This is a genomic window from Amycolatopsis pithecellobii (assembly GCF_009707865.1).
In the GTDB taxonomy this organism is placed as follows: Bacteria; Actinomycetota; Actinomycetes; order Mycobacteriales; family Pseudonocardiaceae; genus Amycolatopsis_E; species Amycolatopsis_E pithecellobii.
Map to the genome: position 1 here is coordinate 68028 of NZ_WMBA01000022.1, position 20032 is coordinate 88059.

Here is a 20032-nt window from a genome sequence, read left to right on the forward strand (position 1 = left end):
TCTGTTTCTCATTAGGTCCCGATCCCTGTTTCTGCGAAAACCCCAGCAGCTCGACATCTTCGCGGGTGTGCACTGGGTTGCGACGTTGAGGTGCCACGCCCGACGGGAAAAGTTTTGTCGGCCTCACGGGTCAGGCGGGTCATCTCGTTGACCGGGCGCCGCCGGACAGCGTCAGCCGGTGCGGGTCACTCGTCCGGGCTCAGGTGCTCCTCGGCCCACCGGGTCAGCTCCGTGATAGCCGGCCGCAGGGCCGCGCCGTGATCGGTCAGGGCGTACTGGACGCGCACCCGGCCCTGGTCGACGATCGTGCGAGTCACCAGGCCGAGCTCGGCGAACTCGATGAGCCGGTCGTTGAGGACACGGTCGCTGATGGCGGGGATCCGTCGCTTGAGCTCATTGAAGTAGGCCGGCCCGTGCAACAGCGTGCTGAGCACCACGCCCGCCCACCGGCGTCCCAGCAGCACCATCACCCGCGACAACGGTTCACTCAACGCCTCGCACGCGTCCAAGCCGCCGTTCTCGAGCTCCGCGTCACGGCGTGCCGCCGACGAACTTGACATCCGAACCCCTCACACTTACCTTTTACAAGTAACTGTCTATTTGTAAGTATTGTACAGTCGGCTCCCCTGGGATGTCACCGACCAAGGGCCTCGGCCGATCATCGCTGGGAGGGGAAGTGTCGATCATCGCACTCTTCGGCGGGTCGGGCCGGACCGGCCGACTCGTGCTCGCCGAGGCGCTGAGCCGAGGGCACTCCATCCGGGCCCTCGTGCGCTCCGTGGAGCCGAGTCTGCAGGACCGGGGTCGAGGTCGTCCGAGGCGATGTCCTCGACCAGTCGGCCGTCGACGACACGGTAACCGGCTCCGACGCGGTGATCAGCGTCTTCGGTCACGTGGCCGGCTCACCACCGGACTTGCAGACCGAGGGCACCCGCGGGATCGTCACGGCGATGCACGCGCACGGCGTCCGTCGCATCATCTCCCTCTCTGGGGCCGGCCTGCCTTCCCCGGAGGACCGGCCCCTGCTCGCCGACCGACTGCTTGGCGGCGCTCTGCGAGCGATTGCCCGGTCGGTGTTACGCGATGCGGCCGGGCATCTGCTCGTCCTCCGAGAAAGCAGGAGCGACTGGACCGTCGTTCGCGCCCCACGGCTCACCGACACCCCACCTCGGGGTAGTTACGCGGTTGGCGTCGTCGGCACCAATCGCGTGCGGTCGATCAGCCGGGCAGACCTCGCCGACGCCATCGTCGACCAGCTCACCGACGAAAGCCAAATGCAACGGCTACCACTCGTCGGCTGATCGGGCCGCCTCGAGTGGCGACCGAAAAATGCTGCACATGTGGCAGAGAGCGTCCACCCTGCCACTCCGGCTCGCGATCGCTTGCAACGTGTCCGGCACCATGCACTCAGCATCCGAGCATGTCACTTCATCGGCATGGGTCCCGGCCAACGCCGCCCGCCACACCACGGCAATATCGACGAGGCGATCCTGTCGCTGTATTCACGCGGCATGACCACCCGCGATAGCGAATCCCAGCTGTACGAAGTATATGGAGTGAACGCGTCACGGGAATTGATTTCCACTGTGACCGAGGTGGCGACCGTCGAAATCGTGCTCTGGCAATCTCGTTCTGTGGGCGAAATGTATCTCGGTGTGGATGAAGTCCTGGCGAAACGTTGACATGGCCTACGCAACCATGGCGTGAAAGACATCTTGATCGCCTGCTGTGACTGGCTGACCGGACTGCCGGACGCGATCCGCACCGCCATACGGTTCATCACCTCCGGTGGCGCTACTTCGACATCCTGGCCGCCAATCCCATGGCGACCGCACTGTCACCGAGCCTGTTCGTAGGAAATAACCAACTGCTCGACGTCTTCCTCGACCCGGCAGAGCGATCCCTGCATCTCGACTGGGACGGGACCACGGCGTACTACGGCGCCGGCCTCCGCCAATCCGTGGGCACCGACACCGACGACCATCGCTTCAACGAGCTCATCGGAGAACTCTCACACGCGAGCCCGCGTTTCCGCGCACTGTGGAACCGCCACGACGTGAGAACCCAACGCCCACTTCGGTTCTGTTAGCCCATCCGCGCCAAAAACACAACCGGCTCGGAGGGATTATCGACCGCACCGCCAAGACTGGATCGTTCCTGATGGCTGAGAGGTATGTCCTTATGGAAGCCCGTAACGGGTCGTCGAGTGACGTAGTCGTGGAACAGCGCCCACATACACCAGTGTATCCTGCGTACAGTTTGGGCCCCATCCAGCAGCCAGGGCGGCGACGGCGTCGTGACGGACCTGAAGGGAGGATTGTCGAGCATGCCTCGTCGGACCTTTGTTGCCGGAGTCGAGCGAGTCCACATACCCGAGTCGCGGCAGGCGATCCCCTATCTCCACAGCCACCTGCGCGAACTGATCCTGGACGGCACACTCGTCCCTGGTACGAAGCTCTCCCAGGTCACGCTGGCCGAGCAGCTCGGCGTCAGCCGCACACCGCTGCGCGAGGTGCTGCGGATGCTCCAGGAAGAACGCCTGGTGATCATCGAGCCGAACCAGCGCACCCGGATCGCCGAGTTCGACCCCGAGGAACTCGATCAGATCTACGCCAGCCGAATCATGCTGGAAACACTCGCCGTCTCGATGAGCCTCGGTGGCTGGTGCTCATCGGCTCACCGCGAAGGCAAGAAGCTGCTGACAGCGATGCGGCGGGCGGCGCGTACCCGTGACATCAACGCATGGTTCGACGCTCACGGCCGTTTCCACAAATTGCTGACGGCACGGGCCGGGGATAGCTTCCGGAAGCAGTTGCAGGTGCTGTCCGACCGGGCCATCCGCCCCATCCGGATCTACCAGCTGTCCGAGCCCGACACCTGGCAAGCCGCGGGCCAGGCCGAGCACACGCAGATACTCGATGCGGTGATGGCCGGTGACGAGCGCGCCGCCGTTACCGGCATGGCCCGCCACCTTGCCAGGACCGCGTTTCGCGTACTCAAGGACTGCGCACCGGAATACACGCCCACGGCTGTGCCTCACGCCGTTGCCCTGCTCGACCGTCGCCCGCCGCAGGACTTGCGGCTGCCACGCGGTGCCTGAACGCCACAGACCGGCAGTCACTGGTCCAGACCTGTCGGCACTAGTTGCCGGAACCGGCTGCCGTGAAACACGATCGGCTGCACGTCGGGATTCGGGGTCACCTCGTGCACGTCGAACAGGACGATATCGTGATCGCCCGCAGCCACCGCACGATTGACGACGCAATCAAGCCAGAGCGTCGCGCCCTGGATGAAGACCGGGTCTCCAACGCCGGCCGTCCACTCGACGCGAGCGAACCGATCGCCCGCCTTGGCGGCCAGGTCGCGTGCGATTTCGGTATGTTCCTCGGCCAGCACACTGATTCCCACTCGTGGAGCACCGCGCAACACCGGCCACGTGGTCGAGGTGTGCGCCACGCAAACCGAAACCAACGGCGGGTCGAGCGAAACCGAGGTGAACGAGCTCGCCGCCAACCCCACCGGTTTGCCATCGACTCGCGCGCACAGCGCTGTCACGCCGCTGGGAAACATCCCGTAGGCATGGCGTAACACCTCGGCGGTCAGGTCCCCACTGTCCACCTCGGTCATGGGGCCACCTCCGACCCTGTTGCAATTGGCCCGTCGAGGGGCGACAAGATGTTCACCCTTTAACTGTATGCACTTCGCGGACAGCGTCAAGGGTCTGGCTACAATCAAACTGTATGCAGTTCGATTCGTTCCACGTTGGGAGCACTGAGTGTCCACAATAGACTTGTCCGGTGATATCGCGGTAGCGATCAACGGCGCATACGACCGCGGGAATCCGGTTGTCGTCGGTTACACCGACGATCGGGGGCGAGCCTCGCTGTCCGTGCGCGGCAGTACCCAGGTCCACGGCAAAACGCAGCTCGCCGTCTGGGCCCGTAGTACCACCACCGGACTCGCGAAGGCGATCGAGGAGCGGCCGTATGTCTCGCTGTTGTTCTTCGGCAGCAACGACGCCGGACCGCGAATGTTCCTGTCCATCAAGGGCAAGGCACAGGTGGACCCGTCGCAGAACGACAAGGTATACAACGCGATGATCCCCGGTGAGCGCGAACACGACCCGGAGAAGAACGGTGTGGCCATCATCATCGAGGTCGGTGAGATCAACGGGTTCTCTCCGGAAACCGGCCCGATCTCGCAGTCGCGCGACGCCGCCTGACGCAACGTTGTCGTCGAGCCTCCACCGGTCAGCCGGTGGAGGCTCAACCATTTCAGAAGGGGTTCTCGAAACCGCCCTGCTGTGGCACGACCTTTCCCCCGCGGACGGTGCCGAAGGTGACCATCGGGTTGACGATGCGCGAGAAACCGGGGATGGTATTCAGCTTGCCGGCCACCGACCACGGCCCCGATGTCTGGATGTCTATCGGGGAGTTGAGGTGATCCAGCGTAGTGATCAGCGTTGCGGGCTCGACGACACTGGCCTGTGCTGCGACCTTCGCGAACAGTTGCACCCCGCTCCACGCCTGCAGCGACGCGTCGTCGACAGCCGCGTCGGGTCGATAGCGGTGCATATCGCCCAGAAATGCCGCAACGCCGGGATTGGCGGTGTCGGCCGGGAATGCCGTGCTGCTGTCGAGGACGATCCCTTCGGCGAGGGAGCCGAGTTCCCCGATCGATGAGGCGGGAAACAGCAACGCGGGAACAGTGATCGCACCAGTATATCCACCGGATCGCAGGGCCCGCACCAGTTTTGCGTTGCTGTTCGACGTGGCGTCCAGGACGATCCCGTCGACTCCGTCGCCACCGGCTTGTGCCGCCGCCGTCGCGAAAGTCGGGTCCGCGGCCGGATAAGCGGTGACTCGCTTGACTTTCGTGATGCCGCGCACGTGCAAGGCGTTGGTGATCAGGTCGGTGGCGAAGGACCCTGCCGGGTTCGGGCTGTCGGCGAGCACGGTAACCGACGTTGCCCCCGCCCGGACCATTCCCAGTGCGGCCCCCTGATAAGGCCCCATGAAGGCGCTCCCCAAGGGATAAGACACCGGGCTGTTCATCTCCGCGGGGGAACCGCCCTGACCGCCCACAACGGGAAGCTTTTCCGTTTCGAGGATCTTGAAGACGCCACCAGACTGATCCGCGGCCAAGAACGGCGCCACGATCGCGCTGGGCTTGGCCGCGACGAGCTTGCGCGTACAGGCCATCTCCCCATTGACGGTGAATTGACTGTCGCACACGGTCAGGCGCAATGGGCGCCCTTTTACCCCGCCGGCCGCATTGATCGGCTCGACCGCAGCTTCCAAGCCGGCCTTGTATTCAGGAACCTGGTAAAGGGACTAGTCAGCGGCGCCACACTGGCAATGCTGACAACTCCCGCCGCACCGATATTCGTTTCCCCGCCAGAGGAACTACACGCGCACACCGCCGCGGCGGTGCACAGGACCACCGTGGCGGCACACGCGCGCCAACCAGACCTTCGCACTTGAACTCCTTTGTTCCAGTACGGAGTGAGAAACCGAGGTGACGGTCAGACCTTCGCGCCTTCGTTGAAGGTGGGCGACCACTCGCCCGCGGCGAGCGCCGCGCCGACCCGCTCGCGGGTCAGATCACGTGCCGCGACATCGTGCAGGAATGCCCAGCCATGGCTGTAGAGCTGCGAATAGTCCCGCCATACGCGTTCCATTCGCTGACCATTCCGGATGGAACTGGAACCAGCCGTCCGGATCACCGTGTGGACGGCATTCCAGCACAGATTGTTGACCACTTCGCGGCAGATCCCGGCCAGCCGCAGGTCTTGCTCGCGAGTCCACGCGCCGCGTGCGGAAAGGTCGATCCATTCGCGGGCGTAGGTGTCCAGTGCCGCCTGCGCGGTGGCGATCTGGCCGTAAGCGGTGCCGAACCAGCGCTGGTAGTCCTGGTCCTGGGTGCGAGGTGTGAAGGGCGGCGAGGGGATCTGCTTGGTGCGCAAGAGGTCCTCGTACCCGTCAACGGCTCCCATGGCGGTACCGGTGGCCACGTTGGCACCGCCGAGCAAGAAGAACGTCAGCGTGCTTCCCGCGTACATGGGGTTCTGATGCAGGTTCCGGCCGATGGCCTGCTTCGGGTCGAGAGTCAGGAAGGTCTGGCCGGGCAACGCATAGTTGCCGGGGATGTAGCCACCGTCGAACCTGATGCTGTTCGACCCGGACCCTTTCAGCCCCAGCACGTCGCCCCAGTCGTCGAGGATCTCGTAGGTGTGGCGCGGCGCGATGAACAGCATCGGCTCCGGCTTGGACCCGTCCGGCATCTCGGTCGGGATCACGTGGGACATCATGTGCGTGGAGTACGGGGCACCCGAGTTGTAGTGGAAGGTGCCGTAGATCTTCCATCCACCGTCCTCCGTCGGCTCTGCCGTGCCCTCCGGCTTGGCGGTGAGCGGTGCGCGGAATTCGCCGTTTCCCTCAGCGAAGATGGCCGCCTGCGCTTCCTCGCTGAAAAATGAGCCCACCGTGACCGTGTGATTGATCGACTGACTGAGCATCCAGCCCGTCGAAGGACAGTTGCGGGCGATCTCCCGAACCACCTTGAAGTAAGTCTCGAGGTTGCATTCGTAGCCACCGAATCGTTTCGGGATCAGCATGCGGTAGAAGCCCGCTTCGCTGAAGGCACGGTGAGTGTCCTCCGCGTACCGGGTCAGCGTTTCGGTTTCGGCCTGACGCTTGACCAAGGTCGGCCCGATCTGCCTGGCCCGGTCGAACAATTCCTCGTCGGTGGGGATGGCCGGTTCCGACTGCGGGGCGGTCGACGTCAATGTCGCCTCGGGCATAGTAGGAGCTCCTTCCTAGCCGATCCGCCGACACTCGCGTCGCACTGAGCGAGGACACTGGATCGTGCTGGCATGGCACTGAGTCTCGATCTAGCTCACAGCTTGACGACCCCTAACTGTATGCAGTTTGGTGACCATGTCAAGAGACGTCGCCCGGTTGGCACGTCAAACTGCATACAGTATGGTCCTGCTTTGACAAGTTACCGGACGAGGAAAATCTCCTCGAACGACCAAAGGGGACGACGATGTCCAACCGACTCACGGGCCGAGTTGCTCTCGTAACCGGCGCCGCACGTGGCATAGGCGCGGCCCTCGCGCAACGGCTTGCCCAAGAAGGTGCCGCTGTGGCCGCTGTCGATCTGTCCGCCGCCGACGAGACAGTCGAGGCGATCGAAGCGTCCGGGGGCAAAGCCGCGAGCTATTTGACCGACATCACGGAAAAGGCCAGTGTCGATGCGCTCGCGGAGACCATCACCAGTGAACTGGGAAGCGTCGACATCTTGGTCAACAATGCAGGTATCTACCCCGTGGTCTCATTCGAGGACCTTACCGCCGCCGACTGGCGGAAAGTGTTCGCGGTCAACGTCGACGCGATGTTCTATACCGCGCATGCGTTCCTGCCGGCGATGAAGACGAACGGGTGGGGGCGTGTGGTGAACGTGGCCTCCAATTCCGTGGCGCTGCAGGTTCCCGGGCAGACTCACTACATCGCGTCCAAACTGGCCGTTGTCGGACTGACCCGAGGGATCGCGACCGAGTACGGACAGTTCGGCATCACCGCCAACGCCATCGCCCCCTCGGCAGTTCACACCCCGGGAACCTCGGACATGCCGGAAGAAGGCTTCCAGGCACTCGCCCAAGCCCAGTCGATCAAGCGATCCAGTGTGCCACAAGATCTCGCGGGAACGCTGGCCTTTCTGGCCTCCGAGGATGCCTCATTCATTACCGGGCAAACACTTTACGTCGACGGCGGGTTGGTTCGCGCGCTCTGAAAATCCAGTCCGATGTAGACACTCCCGCGACCGCTTTCCGGGTGTGTATGAGGACTTCCGCGGGGGTGCCGGTGGCGACGACCAATCCGTGGTTCATGGCGTACCTAGTTGTGGTGCGCCTGGCCGGCCTGGTCCGGATTCTGGGTCGTGACCCCATTCTGGGACAAGGCACCACCCGCCATTTTGTCCTGTTTGGACACGTCGCTGCGACGGATCGTCGGAGTGCCCACGTATGCGTTGACCGACAACGAACAAACCGTCTCGGTCGACCACGTCGCCGGGATCGCGGTGCGCAACTCCGAACTGGTCGAAGTCGCCCGGCAGTGGCCCCGTCTGGCGGGTGAACTGGGACGCTACGGTCTACGTCAAAGTCGTGCGTTACCCGGTACCGCACGACCCGGTCGGCATCCGGGTCTGGGCGCTTCTGCGACGACGAACTGATCGTCGCCGCCGGGGCCGAGTCCGGGCCCGCCGAGGCCGCCGCGATCGGCGATCGGCGATCGCCGCATCCGGGCGAACATGGCCGAAGCCGTCGCGCTGGGGGAGCCTTTTGGCCGTCAGCGGGGCGAACTGAAAAACCCGCGGCCACACTGTGCGATCGTCCCGCGAAATCCGCTTGCCTCAAGGCAGCCCGGGGACACCCGTCGACGAGTCGTTCATCACCCAGTTCTGGACGCGGGCGCGAAGCTCATGCCGCCGGACTTTCCCGACGCTGGTTCGTGGTAGCTCTTCCACCGGATGCCAGCTGCGCGGCCAAGCCTGGGAGGGCAGCATGTCGCGCACCCACCGCGCCAAACTGGACTCGTCGGGCGGGGACTGCGGGTCACGGGGTATGTAGAAGGCAACCGGGACCTGGTCGGCGATGTCGTCCGGTCGCGCGACCACCGCGACCTCCAGTACGCCCGGTGCCTGGGCGGCGATCGCCTCGACTTCGGTCAGGCTCACGTTCTCTCCGGAAACCTTGATGACGTCGTCGGCCCGGCCCACGAATTTCCAGCTGTCACCGGCGGCGGTCACCGCGAGATCTCCGGTACGCAGCCAGGTCTCGCCACCCCTGGTGATCAAAGTTCGCGCGGTGGCCGCCGGATCGTCGAGGTAGCCGAGGAACAGGTCCCGCCCTGGGGTCCCGGCGACGTGGATCTCCCCGGCACCGCCCGGCCGGACAGCGCGGCCCTGCGGGTCCAGTAGCGCCACTTTCCGGTCGCCGACCGGGGTACCGATCAGGTCGGGTGCCGCTGGTTCGCTTTTGTCGGTGGTGGCGGCGGCGATCGTCTCGGTCATGCCGTACAGCTGGCGCGGTGGTGTTCCGACGAGCCTGGCGAAAGCCGAATGATGTTCGGCGCCCAGGCTCTGGGCGAACCACACATGGTCCAGACCTATCGGTGGAGTGTCGGGCGGGGTGCGAGCCAGGATCATCCGGATCGGAGCGGCGAACAGGCTCGCGTGGGTCGCCTCCAGTTTCGCGGCCTGGGCCAGCCAGCGGCTCGCCGAAAAACGGGCCGTCAAGGCGACACTCGCGCCCGAGGCGATCGCCGGGCGAAGCAGTAGTACTGGGCGTTGGCGTGGAACAAGGGCAACGTCACCAGCCACCGGTGGTCCGGGCGCAGCGTGGCGGCCGTGGCCATCGCGGAGGCCACGTGCGCGTAGTTCGCCTGGGTGAGCACCACGCCCTTGGGCCGGGCCGTCGTGCCCGAGGTGAACATCACCGCCATCCGCTCCAGGGGATCGAGCTCTGGATACTGGTCCATCGATAGCGGTGGCTCCGCGATCAGCGGCGAACCACGGTCGAGATCGGCGCTGGTTTCGGTGAGCTCGAGCACCGTCATCGCACGCCCGGTGCCCGGATCGACGGGGATCATCCATGCCCCGAGCCGGCTCACCGCGAGCCAGAGTGCGATGAAAGCCGGGCTGTTGGCGAGGCAGACATGGACTGGGTCGCCCCGGGTGATGCCGAGAGCCGCGAGGCTGCTTGCAACCCCGCGCGATGCCATCGTCGAACTGCTTGTAGGCCCAGCCCCGGGTCGCCCCGCCAAGCTCTTCGAAGATCACGAAGGGGCGGTCGGGACAGGTCTGGACCGCCTCCGTCCACAGATCCGTGAACGTCTCCGCGGTCATCGCCCCGCCCCCCAGGTCGCGCCGGCCCCGGTGACCGAGACCTGCAGTGAGCTGCATACCGCGGTCTCGCCGCCGTCGACGGGCAGTACGACGCCGGTGATCCAGCCGGCACTGGGCCCCGCCAGGAAAGCCACGGCATCCGCGACGTCCCAGGCGGTGCCTTCGGTCCTCAGTGGATTGGACGAGGCGCGCCGCTCACGCATCCGTTCGTCGATCCCGCCGACGGCGACCATCGGGGTGTGCACCAGTCCCGGTGCGATCGCGTTGACGCGGATACCCTCGGCCCCGTGGTGGGCGGCCATCGCCTGCGTCAGATTGACGACCGCCCCTTTCGTGACGGAATAGGCGATTCCCGCGTGCCCGCCACGCAGCCCGGCGAGCGAGCTGATGTTGATGATGGCGCCACCGCCCGACGCGATCATTCCGGGGATCACGGCACGCGACATCACGACCATCGAGGTCACGTTGACGGTGAAGCAGGCGTGCCAAGCGGCGAGATCCACGTCGACCACCGTCCCGGGTGGTCCCGCGATGCCGACGTTGTTGACCAGCACGCCGACCGGACCCCACCGGCGGGCAACCTCGTCGATCGTGGCAGCCACGGCCACGGGATCGGTTACGTCGCAATAAAAAACGTCGCTGATCCCGCCGTCATGATCGATCTGCGCCTTGGTGTCGAGAGCGGCGTCGGTGATGTCGAGCAGCGCGACCCGGGCACCCCGGGCGGCCAGGCGGATGGCGGCCGCGCGGCCGTTGCCGATACCGGTACCGATCGAACCGGCGCCGGTGACAACGGCCGTGGTATCGGCAAGGTCTTTGCTCATCACGATTCTTCTCCTGTGTCCTCCGCGGCCGGCGCCCGGTGGGTCGGCGTATCGAGTTCGACGATGTGTCCTGTCCGGCCGGAGCTCGCGAGTGCGACCACGGCGGCCAGGGTGTCGCGCCCCCACTGCCCGTCGTGGCGCGGCGGCCTGCCGCGGACCAAGGCCGCGTGCAATTGAGCGGCGGCTTCGGTGTTGGCATCACCCGGTGGGACGTTTTCCTCTTCCAGGTCACCGTTTTCGTCGTACACGAACAATCCCCTGGCGGATTGGCGCAGCACACCACGTTCGCAGTTCACGATCACTACCCCGGCATCGGTGGGCAGCCAGTCCTCCGCTCGCCTGTGGCCACCGGAGGCTCCTGCGGGCCAGGAGTCCGGGGTCGCTGTCCCGAGGCGAAGCCGATCGCGGTGGGGGCGATCGTCGGTCCCCCGATCCGCGGTGAGCAGCTTGCGGTAGCGCCCGGTGGCCGCTCGCGTCTGCTGTAACCGTTCGCGCGATGCCCACGGCATCAGCTCGCCGGCTGACCAGAAGCCGTACCCGTCGTAGGTCAAGGTGGCGCTCACGTCGCCGAAGTCCAGCTGCGCCGAGTAGTAGCCAACTCCGGCGCGAAGCGGTGACCACTCCCCGGTGCGGGCGTAGACCCGGCGGACCGGCGCACCATCCGCGAGCAGGCGGATGGTGTCGATCTGATGGGGCGCCTGGTTGAGGATCAGACCTCCCCCGCGTTCGGGGGCCAGCTCCGCGGGTTCCCGTGGCCGCACCATCCAGTCGGTCACGGCGTGGGCCTGGATCGCACGCACCGCGCCGAGTCGTCCGGAGTCGATGATTTCGCGTGCGTGCCGGAAAGCCGGGTCGAGACTGCGCACTCCCCCGGCGATCAGCGGAGTTTCCGTCCGGGCCGCGAGGTCGACGAGTGCCTGTGCGTCGCCGACCGTCGCCGCGAGAGGTTTCTCGACGACCGCCGCCAGTCCCTTCGAAAGGACCTGTTCGGCGTGTTGCCGGTGCAGCGCGGTGGGTGTGGCCACCCAGACGGCGTCGATCTCGGGGTCGTCGCACAGAGCGCTCAGCGACACATATGCGCGGGCGCCGTAGTCCGCCGTAAGCTTGTGACGGGCCTCTTCTCGCGGGTCGGATCCGGCAACGACGGTGACGAGCGGATTGTCGTGCAACGACTCGAGGACGAGGCGGCCGGCCAGTCCGAGACCCAGCACACCAAGGCCGACGTGATGGTTCGGACCTTTCACCATGGGGCTCCGAAGGCGGGCGGTCGGTGCTCGAGCAGCCGCAGGATGACCTGCCAGGCGTTCGCGGCGCCGTCGATGTCATGGCCACCGACGCAGTCGTGGCCCCGCCATACTTCGTCGCGCACCTGCTCGGCGAAGGCCAGCGCCGCCGGGGACTCTCCGGTGCGAGCGAGCCGTTCCCGCTCGATGTCGATCTGCCGGAACGCGCAGTCGTATTCGGACTCCCGGAACAGGAATTGCTCGTCGCGTTCCGTCTGGGCCAGCCTCCGCAGGAACCGCTGGATGCTCGCGGTGGCGAAGTAGTCGTCCTCCCACACGACGCTGTCGACCGCTTCGTCGGTTCGCCCGGTGATCTTCATCGGGCTATGCGGCTTTCACAAGCGCCGGGCACACCCGGGCGGGGTTGTCGTGAAAGATCGCGCGGCGCTCGGCGGCGTCGAGCCAGCCGAATTCCCGGCCGATGACGGGGACGAGATCGTCGCTGGTACGACCGGTCTCCGGCCGGACTGCGCGCCCCGAGCCAGGGGCCTCCGTACCGAACAGCATGCGATCTGCCCCGCGCTGTTTGATCGCGGCTTCGAGGAAAACCGGGTCGTAGCCACAGGTGTCGAAGAACAGGTTGTCGCTCAGGTCGGTCTGGCCCCGGTGGGGGTCGGTGGGCACGAACCGGTTCAACGCCCCGCCGCAGTGGCACACCACGATACGCAACCGCGGGAACCGGGTGAACACGTCGCTGTGTTCCAGGAACTGGACCGCGAGATATTGCTCCACCAGAAAACCGAGCTGGTAGTTGTGCGGCACCACGGCGAACCGGGCGTCCTTGCTGCCGGTACCGTGCACGATGATCGGGATGTCGAGGTCTTCACAGGCCTCGTACAGCGGGAACCACCACGGCTCGTGCATACCGGGAGTCCGCCTGTCTCCCGAGGGGTCGGGGCTGGCGTAGGCGGCGGCGAAGCCCAGCTTCGAGACACAGCGTTCGAGCTCGGGCAGCACATGCGCGGCGTCGGGGGCGCCGGCGACCTGCGGCAGCTGGCACGCGCCCACGAAGCGGCCCGGATACGCCTGGACCTGCAGGTGAATGAGGTCGTTGACGTACCGCGCCCAGGTGGGGATCAGGTGCGGTGCCATCCAGCCGTTCACCGTGAACGGGCGCGGGCCGAGCAGCTGAACGTCGATGTCGCGATCGTCGAGATAGGCGATGTGCCGGGCGAACGACGCGGCCAGGCGGTCCTCGTCGATCACGCCCGGGCCGGCGATGGTGTCGAGCTGGGTGTGCGAGTACGGGCTGGGCATCGCCGTGTTGCTGCCGAGCAGCATGGCCAGAAAGGAATGGTGCTCCGGGGGCGCGGACAGGTGCGAGTGGATGTCAAGGACTTTGTACCCGTCGAACATGGGGCCTCTTCGAAGAATCGGGGAAAGGAAACGAGGAATGTCAGATGTCGAGGACGAGCCGGGAACTGTTGGCCCGGCTCACGCACACCATCATGGTGCGATTAGTGGCACGTTCGTCGTCGGTCAGGACGCTGTCGCGGTGGTCGGGCACCCCATCGAGGACGTTCACTTCACACGTCCCGCAATATCCCTCGGTGCACGACGAAAGAACGGAGCAGAATTCCCGAATCCCCTCGAGAACGGTGGTTCCCGCCGGGACGATCACGGTGCGACCGGAACGGCGCAGCTCCACTTCGACCGGTTGATCGGCTTTGTGGTCGCCCACGGCCAGGGGCATCGCGTCGCCGGCGAAACTCTCGAGGTACAACCGGTCGGAAATGCCACGCTCGGCGCAGGCCGCGGTCAAAGCCGCCAGCATGCCACCAGGGCCACATCCGCACACCAGCCAGCCGTCCGGCAGATCCGCAACAGCCTCGGCGCAGTTGACCCGGCCGTGCTCGTCTTCCGGCAGGAAACACCGTGCTGGTGCGGGAAGCAGGCGCGACAGCTCCCGGCCGAATGCCATCCGGTCGGCACTGCGGGCGCCGTAAACCAGCCGTGCCCCGCGGCCGGAGGTGACGGCCCGCTCGATCATCGGCAGCAGCGGCGTGATGCCGATCCCGCCGGCCAGGAACAGGTAACCCGGCGCGTCCGGTACCGCGAAATTGTTGCGGGGTTCGCGGACCTGGACCTGCTGGCCGACTCTCAGGTCGCGGTGCACTTCCAGCGAACCGCCACGCCCTTCGTGCTCGAGCTGGACCGCGACGCGGTAGACGTGCCGGTCGGCCCTTGCCCCGCAGAGGGAGTACTGCCGGGCCGTCCCCGAGGGCAGCACGAGTACCAGGTGGGCGCCGGGTTCCCAGGCCGGCAGGACGCCATCATCGGGCCGGACCAGGTCCAGCGAGATGATGTCGGTCGCTTCGCGACGGATCTGCTCGATCCGCAGCGGCAACATGTCGGGCATTTGCGCTCCTCGATGGCACGGAGGTTGGGACAGGAAACGAGGGCGTCACATCACGGCGGCTCCGAGAGTTGCTTCGTACTGGTTCAGCAACTCGGCGAGGCCGTCGGACTGGGAAAGTGTTTCGATGGCGCGGAGGTGGTACAGCTCCGGCTGATGCGGCACGGATGGCGACTCGCCCGCGGCGAGCCGCTTCGCCAGGTTCAGCAACAGCCGCCGGGCCGCGATCGCAGCGATATCGGCGGTGCCGAGGTGTTCCTGGCTGCGATCCACGATCGGGCCCATCCCCTCCTGGACGCTCCGGTCCTGCTCGTTGATGCCCCAGATCCCGGTGAAGTTGACGTTCTTCTGCATCTCGCGGTCAATGAGGTAGTCGTTGCCGTCGTTCGCGGTCGGGATCCGTCCATCGACGCGGTAGCCGTCGGGCAGCCGGTACGAACCGTATTCCGTCCGTGGCGGGAAGATCCCGCCCTCTTCGATGCGCGCGACCTCTTCGGTGGTGAAGGGGCGATCCGCCCGGCACTGGTAATGGAACGTCCATGTGTGGTGGTCGTCGATGGGCACCCAGGCCCGGCCTGCGACACCGTCGGCCGGCCCGGGGATCAAGCTGTAGAAGGGAAACAGCCAGCGGGTGACACGCCAGTAGTACTGGTCGCTGAGTGTCCGTCGCGCACCGTAGGTGAAACCGTAGGGCTTCTCGAGCAGCGTGAGTTTCGGCGCGCCGTCGAGAGCGGCATCGACGAGCAGGCTCGGGTTCTGCGCCACCAGCGCGTCCGGGTTGTAGTCCTCTTCCTGAGAGTGCAGGAACGAGATGTGGCTGGTGTCGACCTCCCCTTCCATGCCCTGGCACCAGTTCGAAGCCTGCAGCCAGCGGGCGACGTAGGTGTGGCCTTCGGGGGCCTTAACCCACTCGAACTGTGGCACCGACGCGGGCCGTTCCGCGGGCGGTCCCATGTAGATCCACACCACCCCGCCGGCTTCGGCGGTCGGATAGGACAACTGGTGAATCCGGTCTTTGAACTGCCGGGACGGTGGTTCGTTGGGCATGTCGACACACGCACCGTCCACATCGAACTTCCAACCGTGATAGATACAACGCAGACCGCACTCCTCGTTGCGCCCCAGGAACAACGGCGCCAGGCGGTGCGGACAGCGCGCACCCAGGATGCCCGCGCGGCCGGTCGAATCGCGAAATGCCACCAGGTCCTCGCCGAGTAGCCGCGTGCGGACCGGTGCACCGTCGGCCTCGAGCTCGGAGCTGACGAGCGCGGGCAACCAGAACCGCCGGAACAACTCACCCATCGGCGTTCCGGGGCCGACCTTGGTCAGAAGCTCGTTGTCTTCACGGGAAAGCATACGTTGTGCTCCAATCATGCCCCGCCGATGCGGGTACCAGTACGGAACCAAAAACGCGTGCCGCCGGACAAGCGGCAGCACGCAACTTCCGATATGCGGAACGTGCACTTGACGATGCGAGACTGAGGTATGCGTGCGGCACCGCTGGTTTTGCCGGATGGAGATCGGGAACGGTTGCGTTCTTCGACGGCCTCGGCCGGTTGGGCCCGGCGGGTAAATCACGGCAAGATCGTGGCCGCGACACTGCACCGCCGCCGAAGAAGCCGCGCGTGACATTGGTCGAGCCGCTTGTTGGCCAGGCATCTCAGGATCGGCGACGCCACTGCGAGCCCGCCGCCAAAGTCACCGACATCGTCGGACTCACCTGGCCCAACCCGAGAACGCGATCGTGCTGCGATGTGACGAGAAGTCCCAGCTCCATCCTTGGACCGAACAGCGCCCAAGCTGCCGGTGCAGCCTGGCAGCCCGCGCGGTGCACCCACGACCACGTGCGCCACCGCACTCTTCGCGGCATTGAACATCGCCACCGCCAAGGTCACCGCGACCTGCCACCCCGGCACCGCACCAGGAGTTCCTGCGGTTCCTGCGGCAGGTCGCCCGCGCCTACCCCGCCGGGGAGCTGCACCCGGATGATGGACAACTACGCGGTACACAAACAAATCGAGATCCGCGACTAGGATCATCGAACGCCAGGCCACCCACCGAGGCAGCTACCGCACCGTCCGCGACCCCACCACCAGCATCCGCGCCTTCATAGACCGCTGGACGACCGGGCCCATCCCTTCGTCTGGGCCAAGGCCGCCGAACAGATCCTCACGTGGCAAACCGCCAGAGGACTTTGGACGCGCTGCACTTAGGCACCGCTCGGTCGCTGGGAGGGGAGGATCAATCCGCTTACACTTGGGCTACCGGCTGCGCATTTGACGGATCCTCGGCGCTCTTCAAGCGGGTCATAATTCGCTTCACTCGCATACGGATGTCATCCGAGGCTATCGGAACGAGATGGTCCTCCCCGAACTCCCGATTCCTCTCAGCTTGGGCATCGACCATCATGCGATCCTCTTCGAGAAGGATCTCAAAGGAAGCCCAAATCGAATCTGCCATGTCGTCGTTAGGAAAATCGCTTGCCCACACAAAGAAGTAGTGGCAGCTGTCCTCGGTCTCTGGCGTCATCCCATGGAAGAGTCGCTGTGTCAGACCTTTCTCTGCCCGTAATTGTTCGCTTTCGTAAGCGCCGGCCCCCGCCTCCATCATTCCGATCCACGTGAACAGACTACCCGGACTGAACAGGTCTTGCTCCGACCACCGGTCGATCTTGCCTGCGTAGTCCCGCAGGTTGGCGAAGGCAGCAGGGGGTTCGGTGTCGAATATCCATTTAGTGAACTTGAGCCCGTTTGCTCGTTCTTCGACGTCGAATTTGGCCGATACATGAGCCATTGGATCACCACTGCCGACCGTGCTCTTATGGAGGTACGCCACATGGCTGAGGTCCATGAGATTGTCGATCAGTAGGGTGCTATTACTACACATCGGGAGGAGTACTCGCCGAGTTTTGTAACGCTCGGGCTGGTTGACGTACGGAAACCGTGGAATGCTTGCGATATCGGCCTTGTCTCGCTCGCCGGGCCATACCCAGATCAGTCCGTCGAACTCGGCAACGGGGTAGGACTGGATGTGAGCTTTTGGCGAGACTCGCCGCTGACCGGGAGCTAAAGTGCACGTCCCACACTCGTTGAAGCGTAGGCCGTGATAGCCGCACTCGATGGTGCCGTCGTTGGCGACTCGTCCGAGCGAAAGAGGTGCTCCACGGTGGCTACACTCATCTCGAAGCGCGGCAATTGAACCGTCGGGACGACGAAAGAGAACCAGCGGAGTATCGCAGATTCGGCGGGCAAAAGGCGTCTCCGCAACCTCGTCGCTCCAAGCCGCAACGTACCAGCAATTGTAAATGATCAAAACGGCTCCTCATCAGTTCGGAAATGAAGACAGCCTTGGTGCATCTTCAAGCGACAATTAGGAGTCAAGATCACTAGAGCCTGTTCGGACAGGACCTCTTAGTCAGGGCCACCGCATACTTCTTCATGCTCCCGTGAGGTGACTCACATTACCATCGAAGCTAACTGCCCGGGCAGCAGACCGGCAAGCGTCATTGGCACCTTTCCGTATGTCGGAATTCGAGTCGGCTCGGCCACCGCAGCCCGTTGCGACCACCCTCGATCCTGCTCGACCGGGTGGAGGATGTTGTCGTGGCGGCGTTGGAGTCCACGCCGGAGAATGCCACGCACTGGTCGCGAGCGTCCATTGCTCACGAATCGGGCTGTCCGAGCTGACCATCGGACGGATCCGGACGACATTCGACCTCAAGCCACACATGCCGAGCTCGTTCAAGCTCTCCACCGGATCCCAGTTCATGGCCAAGGTCGTGGATGTCGTTGGCCTGTACTACAAATCCGCGCGAAAAGGCAATGGTGGGCTGCGTCGACGAGAAGGTGCGAAGCCAAGCCCTGGACCGATCCCAGGCGATGTTCCCGACGATGTCGGGCACCCCCCGAGCGGCGCACCTACGGCTACATCCGCCACTGCATCACCACCCTGTTCACCGCGTTCACCATCACTGAGGGCCACCATCATCGGCGAACTGCACCATCGGCACCGTGCGGTGGAGTTCGAGAAGTTTCTTGTCACCATCGACAAGGCGGTGCCCACTGAACTGGACATGCACCGTTTCCACATGCACTTCTCACGGACCGGATCAAGTTGGATCAATCAGGTTGAGTGGTGGTTCAGCCTGTCAACGGACGAACTCGTCCGTCGCGGCGTCCGTACTTCGGCGCGAGCGCTGGAGCAGGACATCACCCCGTGGATCGAGAACTGGAATCAGAACCCCGAATCCTTCACCTGGAACAAAACCGCTGACGAGATCGTGAACTCTCTCGCTGCCTATCTCGCCACGATCATCCACCTTGCCACCAAAGACTAGGGGTCGCCCGCAACTCGTCCGTGGCTATTGAGCTCCGGCCCCGACGTGACGGTTCGCCCACTCGACGGCGGCCCGATAGAAATCGGTGGCCCCGACGTCCTGGGACTGGTTGTGACCGGCATCCGCCTGACTGTAGCCCTCGATACTGGGCGACTGCGGGTAGTACGGGCGCTCCCTGTCCACCACCGCTCGATCGCTCGAGCAGTCCAGCCCAGGCTCAGACCCGCACAGGAAGAAATCCTTCGACCCCACCGTGAACAGGATCGGCACGGTGATGTTGTGTGGCAACCCTGCCTGATTCACGAAGAGCGCGCCCACCAGTGGATCACCCGGCTGCGGGTCGGCATCGGCATTGCGGACCACCTGAGGATCGGCGGATGGGCCGAAGAACAGGTGCCCCGCCACGCCCGGTCGGCGCGTGAGGTAGCCGAGAGGGGCTGTGGCGAACTGCGGGTAGAGCTGGACCGGGATCATCGAACCAGGAACGAATTGGGCCACATTCGTCAACTCGAGATTGTGCAGGTAGCCACTCGCGATGACGCCGTCGACGTTCTTGAACTGTTCGGCGACCGTCTGGGCGATCCAGTTTCCGTATGAGTGGCCGACGATGATGGCCTTCCGGTAGACGGTTCCGTCAACTTTCCCCGCCCGGACCTGGTCGACAAGCTGGCCGACGGTGTCGACCTGGTTCGGGCCACCCGCGAGGACCGCCGGCGGGAAATCGCTGCGCCCCACGCCCAGCCGGTCGATGGTGAACGTCGCGTATCCGGCTTTCACCGCGGCATCGACATAAGAATAACTCTCCGGTTTGTACGCGGGATCCCAGTAGGTGTGGTCGAGTGTGAAACCGTGGACGAGGACCTGGACCGTACTCGGGTCGACCCCCGCCGGTTTGCAGAGCTGACCGTAGATCCGGTAGGTGCCGAAACCGGTCAGCGCGCTGTTCGCGGCCTGGCGCGCCGCTTCGTAGGCGGGGTCGAGTGGTCCTGTCGCGAGTTCACCGACTGGCCGGATCTGCACCGGCACCCAGTGGTCGGTGCACTCCTTGGCCGCCCCGGCCGGCTGCGCCCCGGCTCCCGGGGCGGGTGATAGCGCGACCAGCGCCAAGCCGACCGCCGCGATCATTTTCGTCCTGCTTCGTAGCGCGCTCATCGTTGAGTGCAACATGGGGTGATCTCCATTTCGTCGCGGAGAACTCAGCGCCGCGTTCGACTGAAACCCGGAGCCACGGCGGGTTTCCCGCGACAGCTCCGATCGTGTGACGAGGAAACCCCAGGCGTACGGGAACAACAAGCCACTGAGCCAAAGTTCCGTTAAGCGGAAT

19 protein-coding genes and 3 pseudogenes are annotated in these 20032 nt (G+C 65.0%); 8 read left to right on the forward strand and 14 right to left on the reverse strand.

Features of this window, described 5'->3' with window-relative positions:
- Nucleotides 1-185 precede the first annotated feature (185 nt).
- On the reverse strand, nt 186-560 hold the full coding sequence (locus tag GKO32_RS16030; protein ID WP_154757666.1) for a winged helix-turn-helix transcriptional regulator: 375 nt from the start codon (nt 558-560) through the stop codon (nt 186-188).
- Between the two features lie 249 nt (nt 561-809).
- Here GKO32_RS16030 and GKO32_RS16035 point away from each other — a divergent pair.
- The 4 genes and pseudogenes from GKO32_RS16035 to GKO32_RS16050 form a co-directional block, all read left to right on the forward strand.
- Nucleotides 810-1301, forward strand: a pseudogene (locus tag GKO32_RS16035) (NAD(P)-dependent oxidoreductase); the annotation flags it as partial.
- A gap of 39 nt (nt 1302-1340) precedes the next feature.
- Entirely contained in the window at nt 1341-1682 is a 342-nt protein-coding gene (locus GKO32_RS40180; RefSeq protein WP_208024420.1) for a transposase, read from the forward strand.
- Nucleotides 1683-1804: 122 nt separating this feature from the next.
- Nucleotides 1805-2089 carry an MmyB family transcriptional regulator gene (locus GKO32_RS16045; protein WP_312867998.1) on the forward strand — a complete coding sequence of 95 codons (285 nt, stop codon included), beginning with the start codon at nt 1805-1807 and terminating at the stop codon, nt 2087-2089.
- A gap of 237 nt (nt 2090-2326) precedes the next feature.
- Entirely contained in the window at nt 2327-3100 is a 774-nt protein-coding gene (locus tag GKO32_RS16050; protein ID WP_154757668.1) for a GntR family transcriptional regulator, read from the forward strand.
- Nucleotides 3101-3117: 17 nt separating this feature from the next.
- On the opposite strand, the gene GKO32_RS16055 is transcribed toward GKO32_RS16050, so the two are convergent.
- Nucleotides 3118-3627: a flavin reductase family protein gene (locus GKO32_RS16055; RefSeq protein WP_154757669.1), complete on the reverse strand. Its 510-nt coding sequence runs from the start codon at nt 3625-3627 to the stop codon at nt 3118-3120.
- Between the two features lie 148 nt (nt 3628-3775).
- On the opposite strand from GKO32_RS16055, the gene GKO32_RS16060 reads away from it, so the two are divergent.
- Nucleotides 3776-4222 (forward strand): pyridoxamine 5'-phosphate oxidase family protein, encoded by a 447-nt coding sequence (locus tag GKO32_RS16060; protein WP_154757670.1) that lies wholly within the window; start codon nt 3776-3778, stop codon nt 4220-4222.
- A 52-nt stretch (nt 4223-4274) separates the two neighbouring features.
- Here GKO32_RS16060 and GKO32_RS16065 read toward each other — a convergent pair.
- Nucleotides 4275-5303, reverse strand: a pseudogene (locus GKO32_RS16065) (ABC transporter substrate-binding protein); the annotation flags it as partial.
- A 221-nt stretch (nt 5304-5524) separates the two neighbouring features.
- A complete protein-coding gene (locus GKO32_RS16070) occupies nt 5525-6802 on the reverse strand; it encodes an acyl-CoA dehydrogenase family protein (RefSeq protein WP_154757672.1) in 1278 nt (425 codons plus the stop codon).
- A 245-nt stretch (nt 6803-7047) separates the two neighbouring features.
- Between GKO32_RS16070 and GKO32_RS16075 the strand changes: the two genes are divergently transcribed.
- Together GKO32_RS16075 and GKO32_RS39110 are read left to right on the forward strand one after the other, a co-directional pair.
- On the forward strand, nt 7048-7794 hold the full coding sequence (locus GKO32_RS16075; protein ID WP_154757673.1) for an SDR family NAD(P)-dependent oxidoreductase: 747 nt from the start codon (nt 7048-7050) through the stop codon (nt 7792-7794).
- Between the two features lie 108 nt (nt 7795-7902).
- Nucleotides 7903-8121: pseudogene (locus GKO32_RS39110) on the forward strand (IS21 family transposase); the annotation flags it as partial.
- Between the two features lie 294 nt (nt 8122-8415).
- Here GKO32_RS39110 and GKO32_RS39835 read toward each other — a convergent pair.
- From GKO32_RS39835 to GKO32_RS16120, 9 genes are all read right to left on the reverse strand, one after another.
- Nucleotides 8416-9300 (reverse strand): class I adenylate-forming enzyme family protein, encoded by an 885-nt coding sequence (locus GKO32_RS39835; RefSeq protein ID WP_208024421.1) that lies wholly within the window; start codon nt 9298-9300, stop codon nt 8416-8418.
- Nucleotides 9297-9785, reverse strand: a complete 489-nt coding sequence (locus tag GKO32_RS39840) for an AMP-binding protein (RefSeq protein WP_208024422.1) — start codon at nt 9783-9785, stop codon at nt 9297-9299. Before GKO32_RS39840 ends, GKO32_RS39835 begins: the two co-directional genes overlap by 4 nt.
- Nucleotides 9786-9905: 120 nt before the next feature.
- Nucleotides 9906-10733 carry an SDR family NAD(P)-dependent oxidoreductase gene (locus GKO32_RS16090; protein WP_154757706.1) on the reverse strand — a complete coding sequence of 276 codons (828 nt, stop codon included), beginning with the start codon at nt 10731-10733 and terminating at the stop codon, nt 9906-9908.
- On the reverse strand, nt 10733-11980 hold the full coding sequence (locus tag GKO32_RS16095; protein WP_154757675.1) for a Gfo/Idh/MocA family protein: 1248 nt from the start codon (nt 11978-11980) through the stop codon (nt 10733-10735). Before GKO32_RS16095 ends, GKO32_RS16090 begins: the two co-directional genes overlap by 1 nt.
- The gene (locus GKO32_RS16100; RefSeq protein ID WP_154757676.1) at nt 11974-12336 is read right to left on the reverse strand and encodes a hypothetical protein; all 363 of its coding nucleotides are present in this window, start codon (nt 12334-12336) and stop codon (nt 11974-11976) included. Before GKO32_RS16100 ends, GKO32_RS16095 begins: the two co-directional genes overlap by 7 nt.
- Before the next feature lie 4 nt (nt 12337-12340).
- Nucleotides 12341-13372 (reverse strand): amidohydrolase family protein, encoded by a 1032-nt coding sequence (locus GKO32_RS16105; RefSeq protein ID WP_154757677.1) that lies wholly within the window; start codon nt 13370-13372, stop codon nt 12341-12343.
- Nucleotides 13373-13412: 40 nt separating this feature from the next.
- On the reverse strand, nt 13413-14375 hold the full coding sequence (locus GKO32_RS16110) for a PDR/VanB family oxidoreductase (RefSeq protein WP_246243856.1): 963 nt from the start codon (nt 14373-14375) through the stop codon (nt 13413-13415).
- A 45-nt stretch (nt 14376-14420) separates the two neighbouring features.
- The gene (locus tag GKO32_RS16115; RefSeq protein WP_166459587.1) at nt 14421-15728 is read right to left on the reverse strand and encodes a Rieske 2Fe-2S domain-containing protein; all 1308 of its coding nucleotides are present in this window, start codon (nt 15726-15728) and stop codon (nt 14421-14423) included.
- 894 nt (nt 15729-16622) lie between these two features.
- Nucleotides 16623-17684 carry a Rieske 2Fe-2S domain-containing protein gene (locus tag GKO32_RS16120; protein WP_154757679.1) on the reverse strand — a complete coding sequence of 354 codons (1062 nt, stop codon included), beginning with the start codon at nt 17682-17684 and terminating at the stop codon, nt 16623-16625.
- A gap of 454 nt (nt 17685-18138) precedes the next feature.
- Between GKO32_RS16120 and GKO32_RS16125 the strand changes: the two genes are divergently transcribed.
- Nucleotides 18139-18708, forward strand: a complete 570-nt coding sequence (locus tag GKO32_RS16125) for a hypothetical protein (protein ID WP_154757680.1) — start codon at nt 18139-18141, stop codon at nt 18706-18708.
- Between the two features lie 24 nt (nt 18709-18732).
- Here GKO32_RS16125 and GKO32_RS16130 read toward each other — a convergent pair whose 3' ends face one another.
- Entirely contained in the window at nt 18733-19875 is a 1143-nt protein-coding gene (locus tag GKO32_RS16130; protein WP_166459588.1) for an alpha/beta hydrolase, read from the reverse strand.
- Between the last annotated feature and the right edge of the window lie 157 nt (nt 19876-20032).

What these genes read in the sequence shown, in the direction of transcription:
- GKO32_RS16030 (WP_154757666.1), bottom strand. Translation starts at nt 560, where the DNA reads ATGTCAAGTTCGTCGGCGGCACGCCGTGACGCGGAGCTCGAGAACGGC.
- GKO32_RS39840 (WP_208024422.1), bottom strand. Translation starts at nt 9,785, where the DNA reads ATGGCATCGCGCGGGGTTGCAAGCAGCCTCGCGGCTCTCGGCATCACC.
- GKO32_RS16090 (WP_154757706.1), bottom strand. Translation starts at nt 10,733, where the DNA reads ATGAGCAAAGACCTTGCCGATACCACGGCCGTTGTCACCGGCGCCGGT.
- GKO32_RS16075 (WP_154757673.1), top strand. Translation starts at nt 7,048, where the DNA reads ATGTCCAACCGACTCACGGGCCGAGTTGCTCTCGTAACCGGCGCCGCA.
- GKO32_RS16070 (WP_154757672.1), bottom strand. Translation starts at nt 6,802, where the DNA reads ATGCCCGAGGCGACATTGACGTCGACCGCCCCGCAGTCGGAACCGGCC.
- GKO32_RS16130 (WP_166459588.1), bottom strand. Translation starts at nt 19,875, where the DNA reads ATGTTGCACTCAACGATGAGCGCGCTACGAAGCAGGACGAAAATGATC.
- GKO32_RS16100 (WP_154757676.1), bottom strand. Translation starts at nt 12,336, where the DNA reads ATGAAGATCACCGGGCGAACCGACGAAGCGGTCGACAGCGTCGTGTGG.
- GKO32_RS16095 (WP_154757675.1), bottom strand. Translation starts at nt 11,980, where the DNA reads ATGGTGAAAGGTCCGAACCATCACGTCGGCCTTGGTGTGCTGGGTCTC.
- GKO32_RS16125 (WP_154757680.1), top strand. Translation starts at nt 18,139, where the DNA reads ATGGCCAAGGTCGTGGATGTCGTTGGCCTGTACTACAAATCCGCGCGA.
- GKO32_RS16055 (WP_154757669.1), bottom strand. Translation starts at nt 3,627, where the DNA reads ATGACCGAGGTGGACAGTGGGGACCTGACCGCCGAGGTGTTACGCCAT.
- GKO32_RS16115 (WP_166459587.1), bottom strand. Translation starts at nt 15,728, where the DNA reads ATGCTTTCCCGTGAAGACAACGAGCTTCTGACCAAGGTCGGCCCCGGA.
- GKO32_RS16110 (WP_246243856.1), bottom strand. Translation starts at nt 14,375, where the DNA reads ATGCCCGACATGTTGCCGCTGCGGATCGAGCAGATCCGTCGCGAAGCG.
- GKO32_RS16105 (WP_154757677.1), bottom strand. Translation starts at nt 13,372, where the DNA reads ATGTTCGACGGGTACAAAGTCCTTGACATCCACTCGCACCTGTCCGCG.
- GKO32_RS16050 (WP_154757668.1), top strand. Translation starts at nt 2,327, where the DNA reads ATGCCTCGTCGGACCTTTGTTGCCGGAGTCGAGCGAGTCCACATACCC.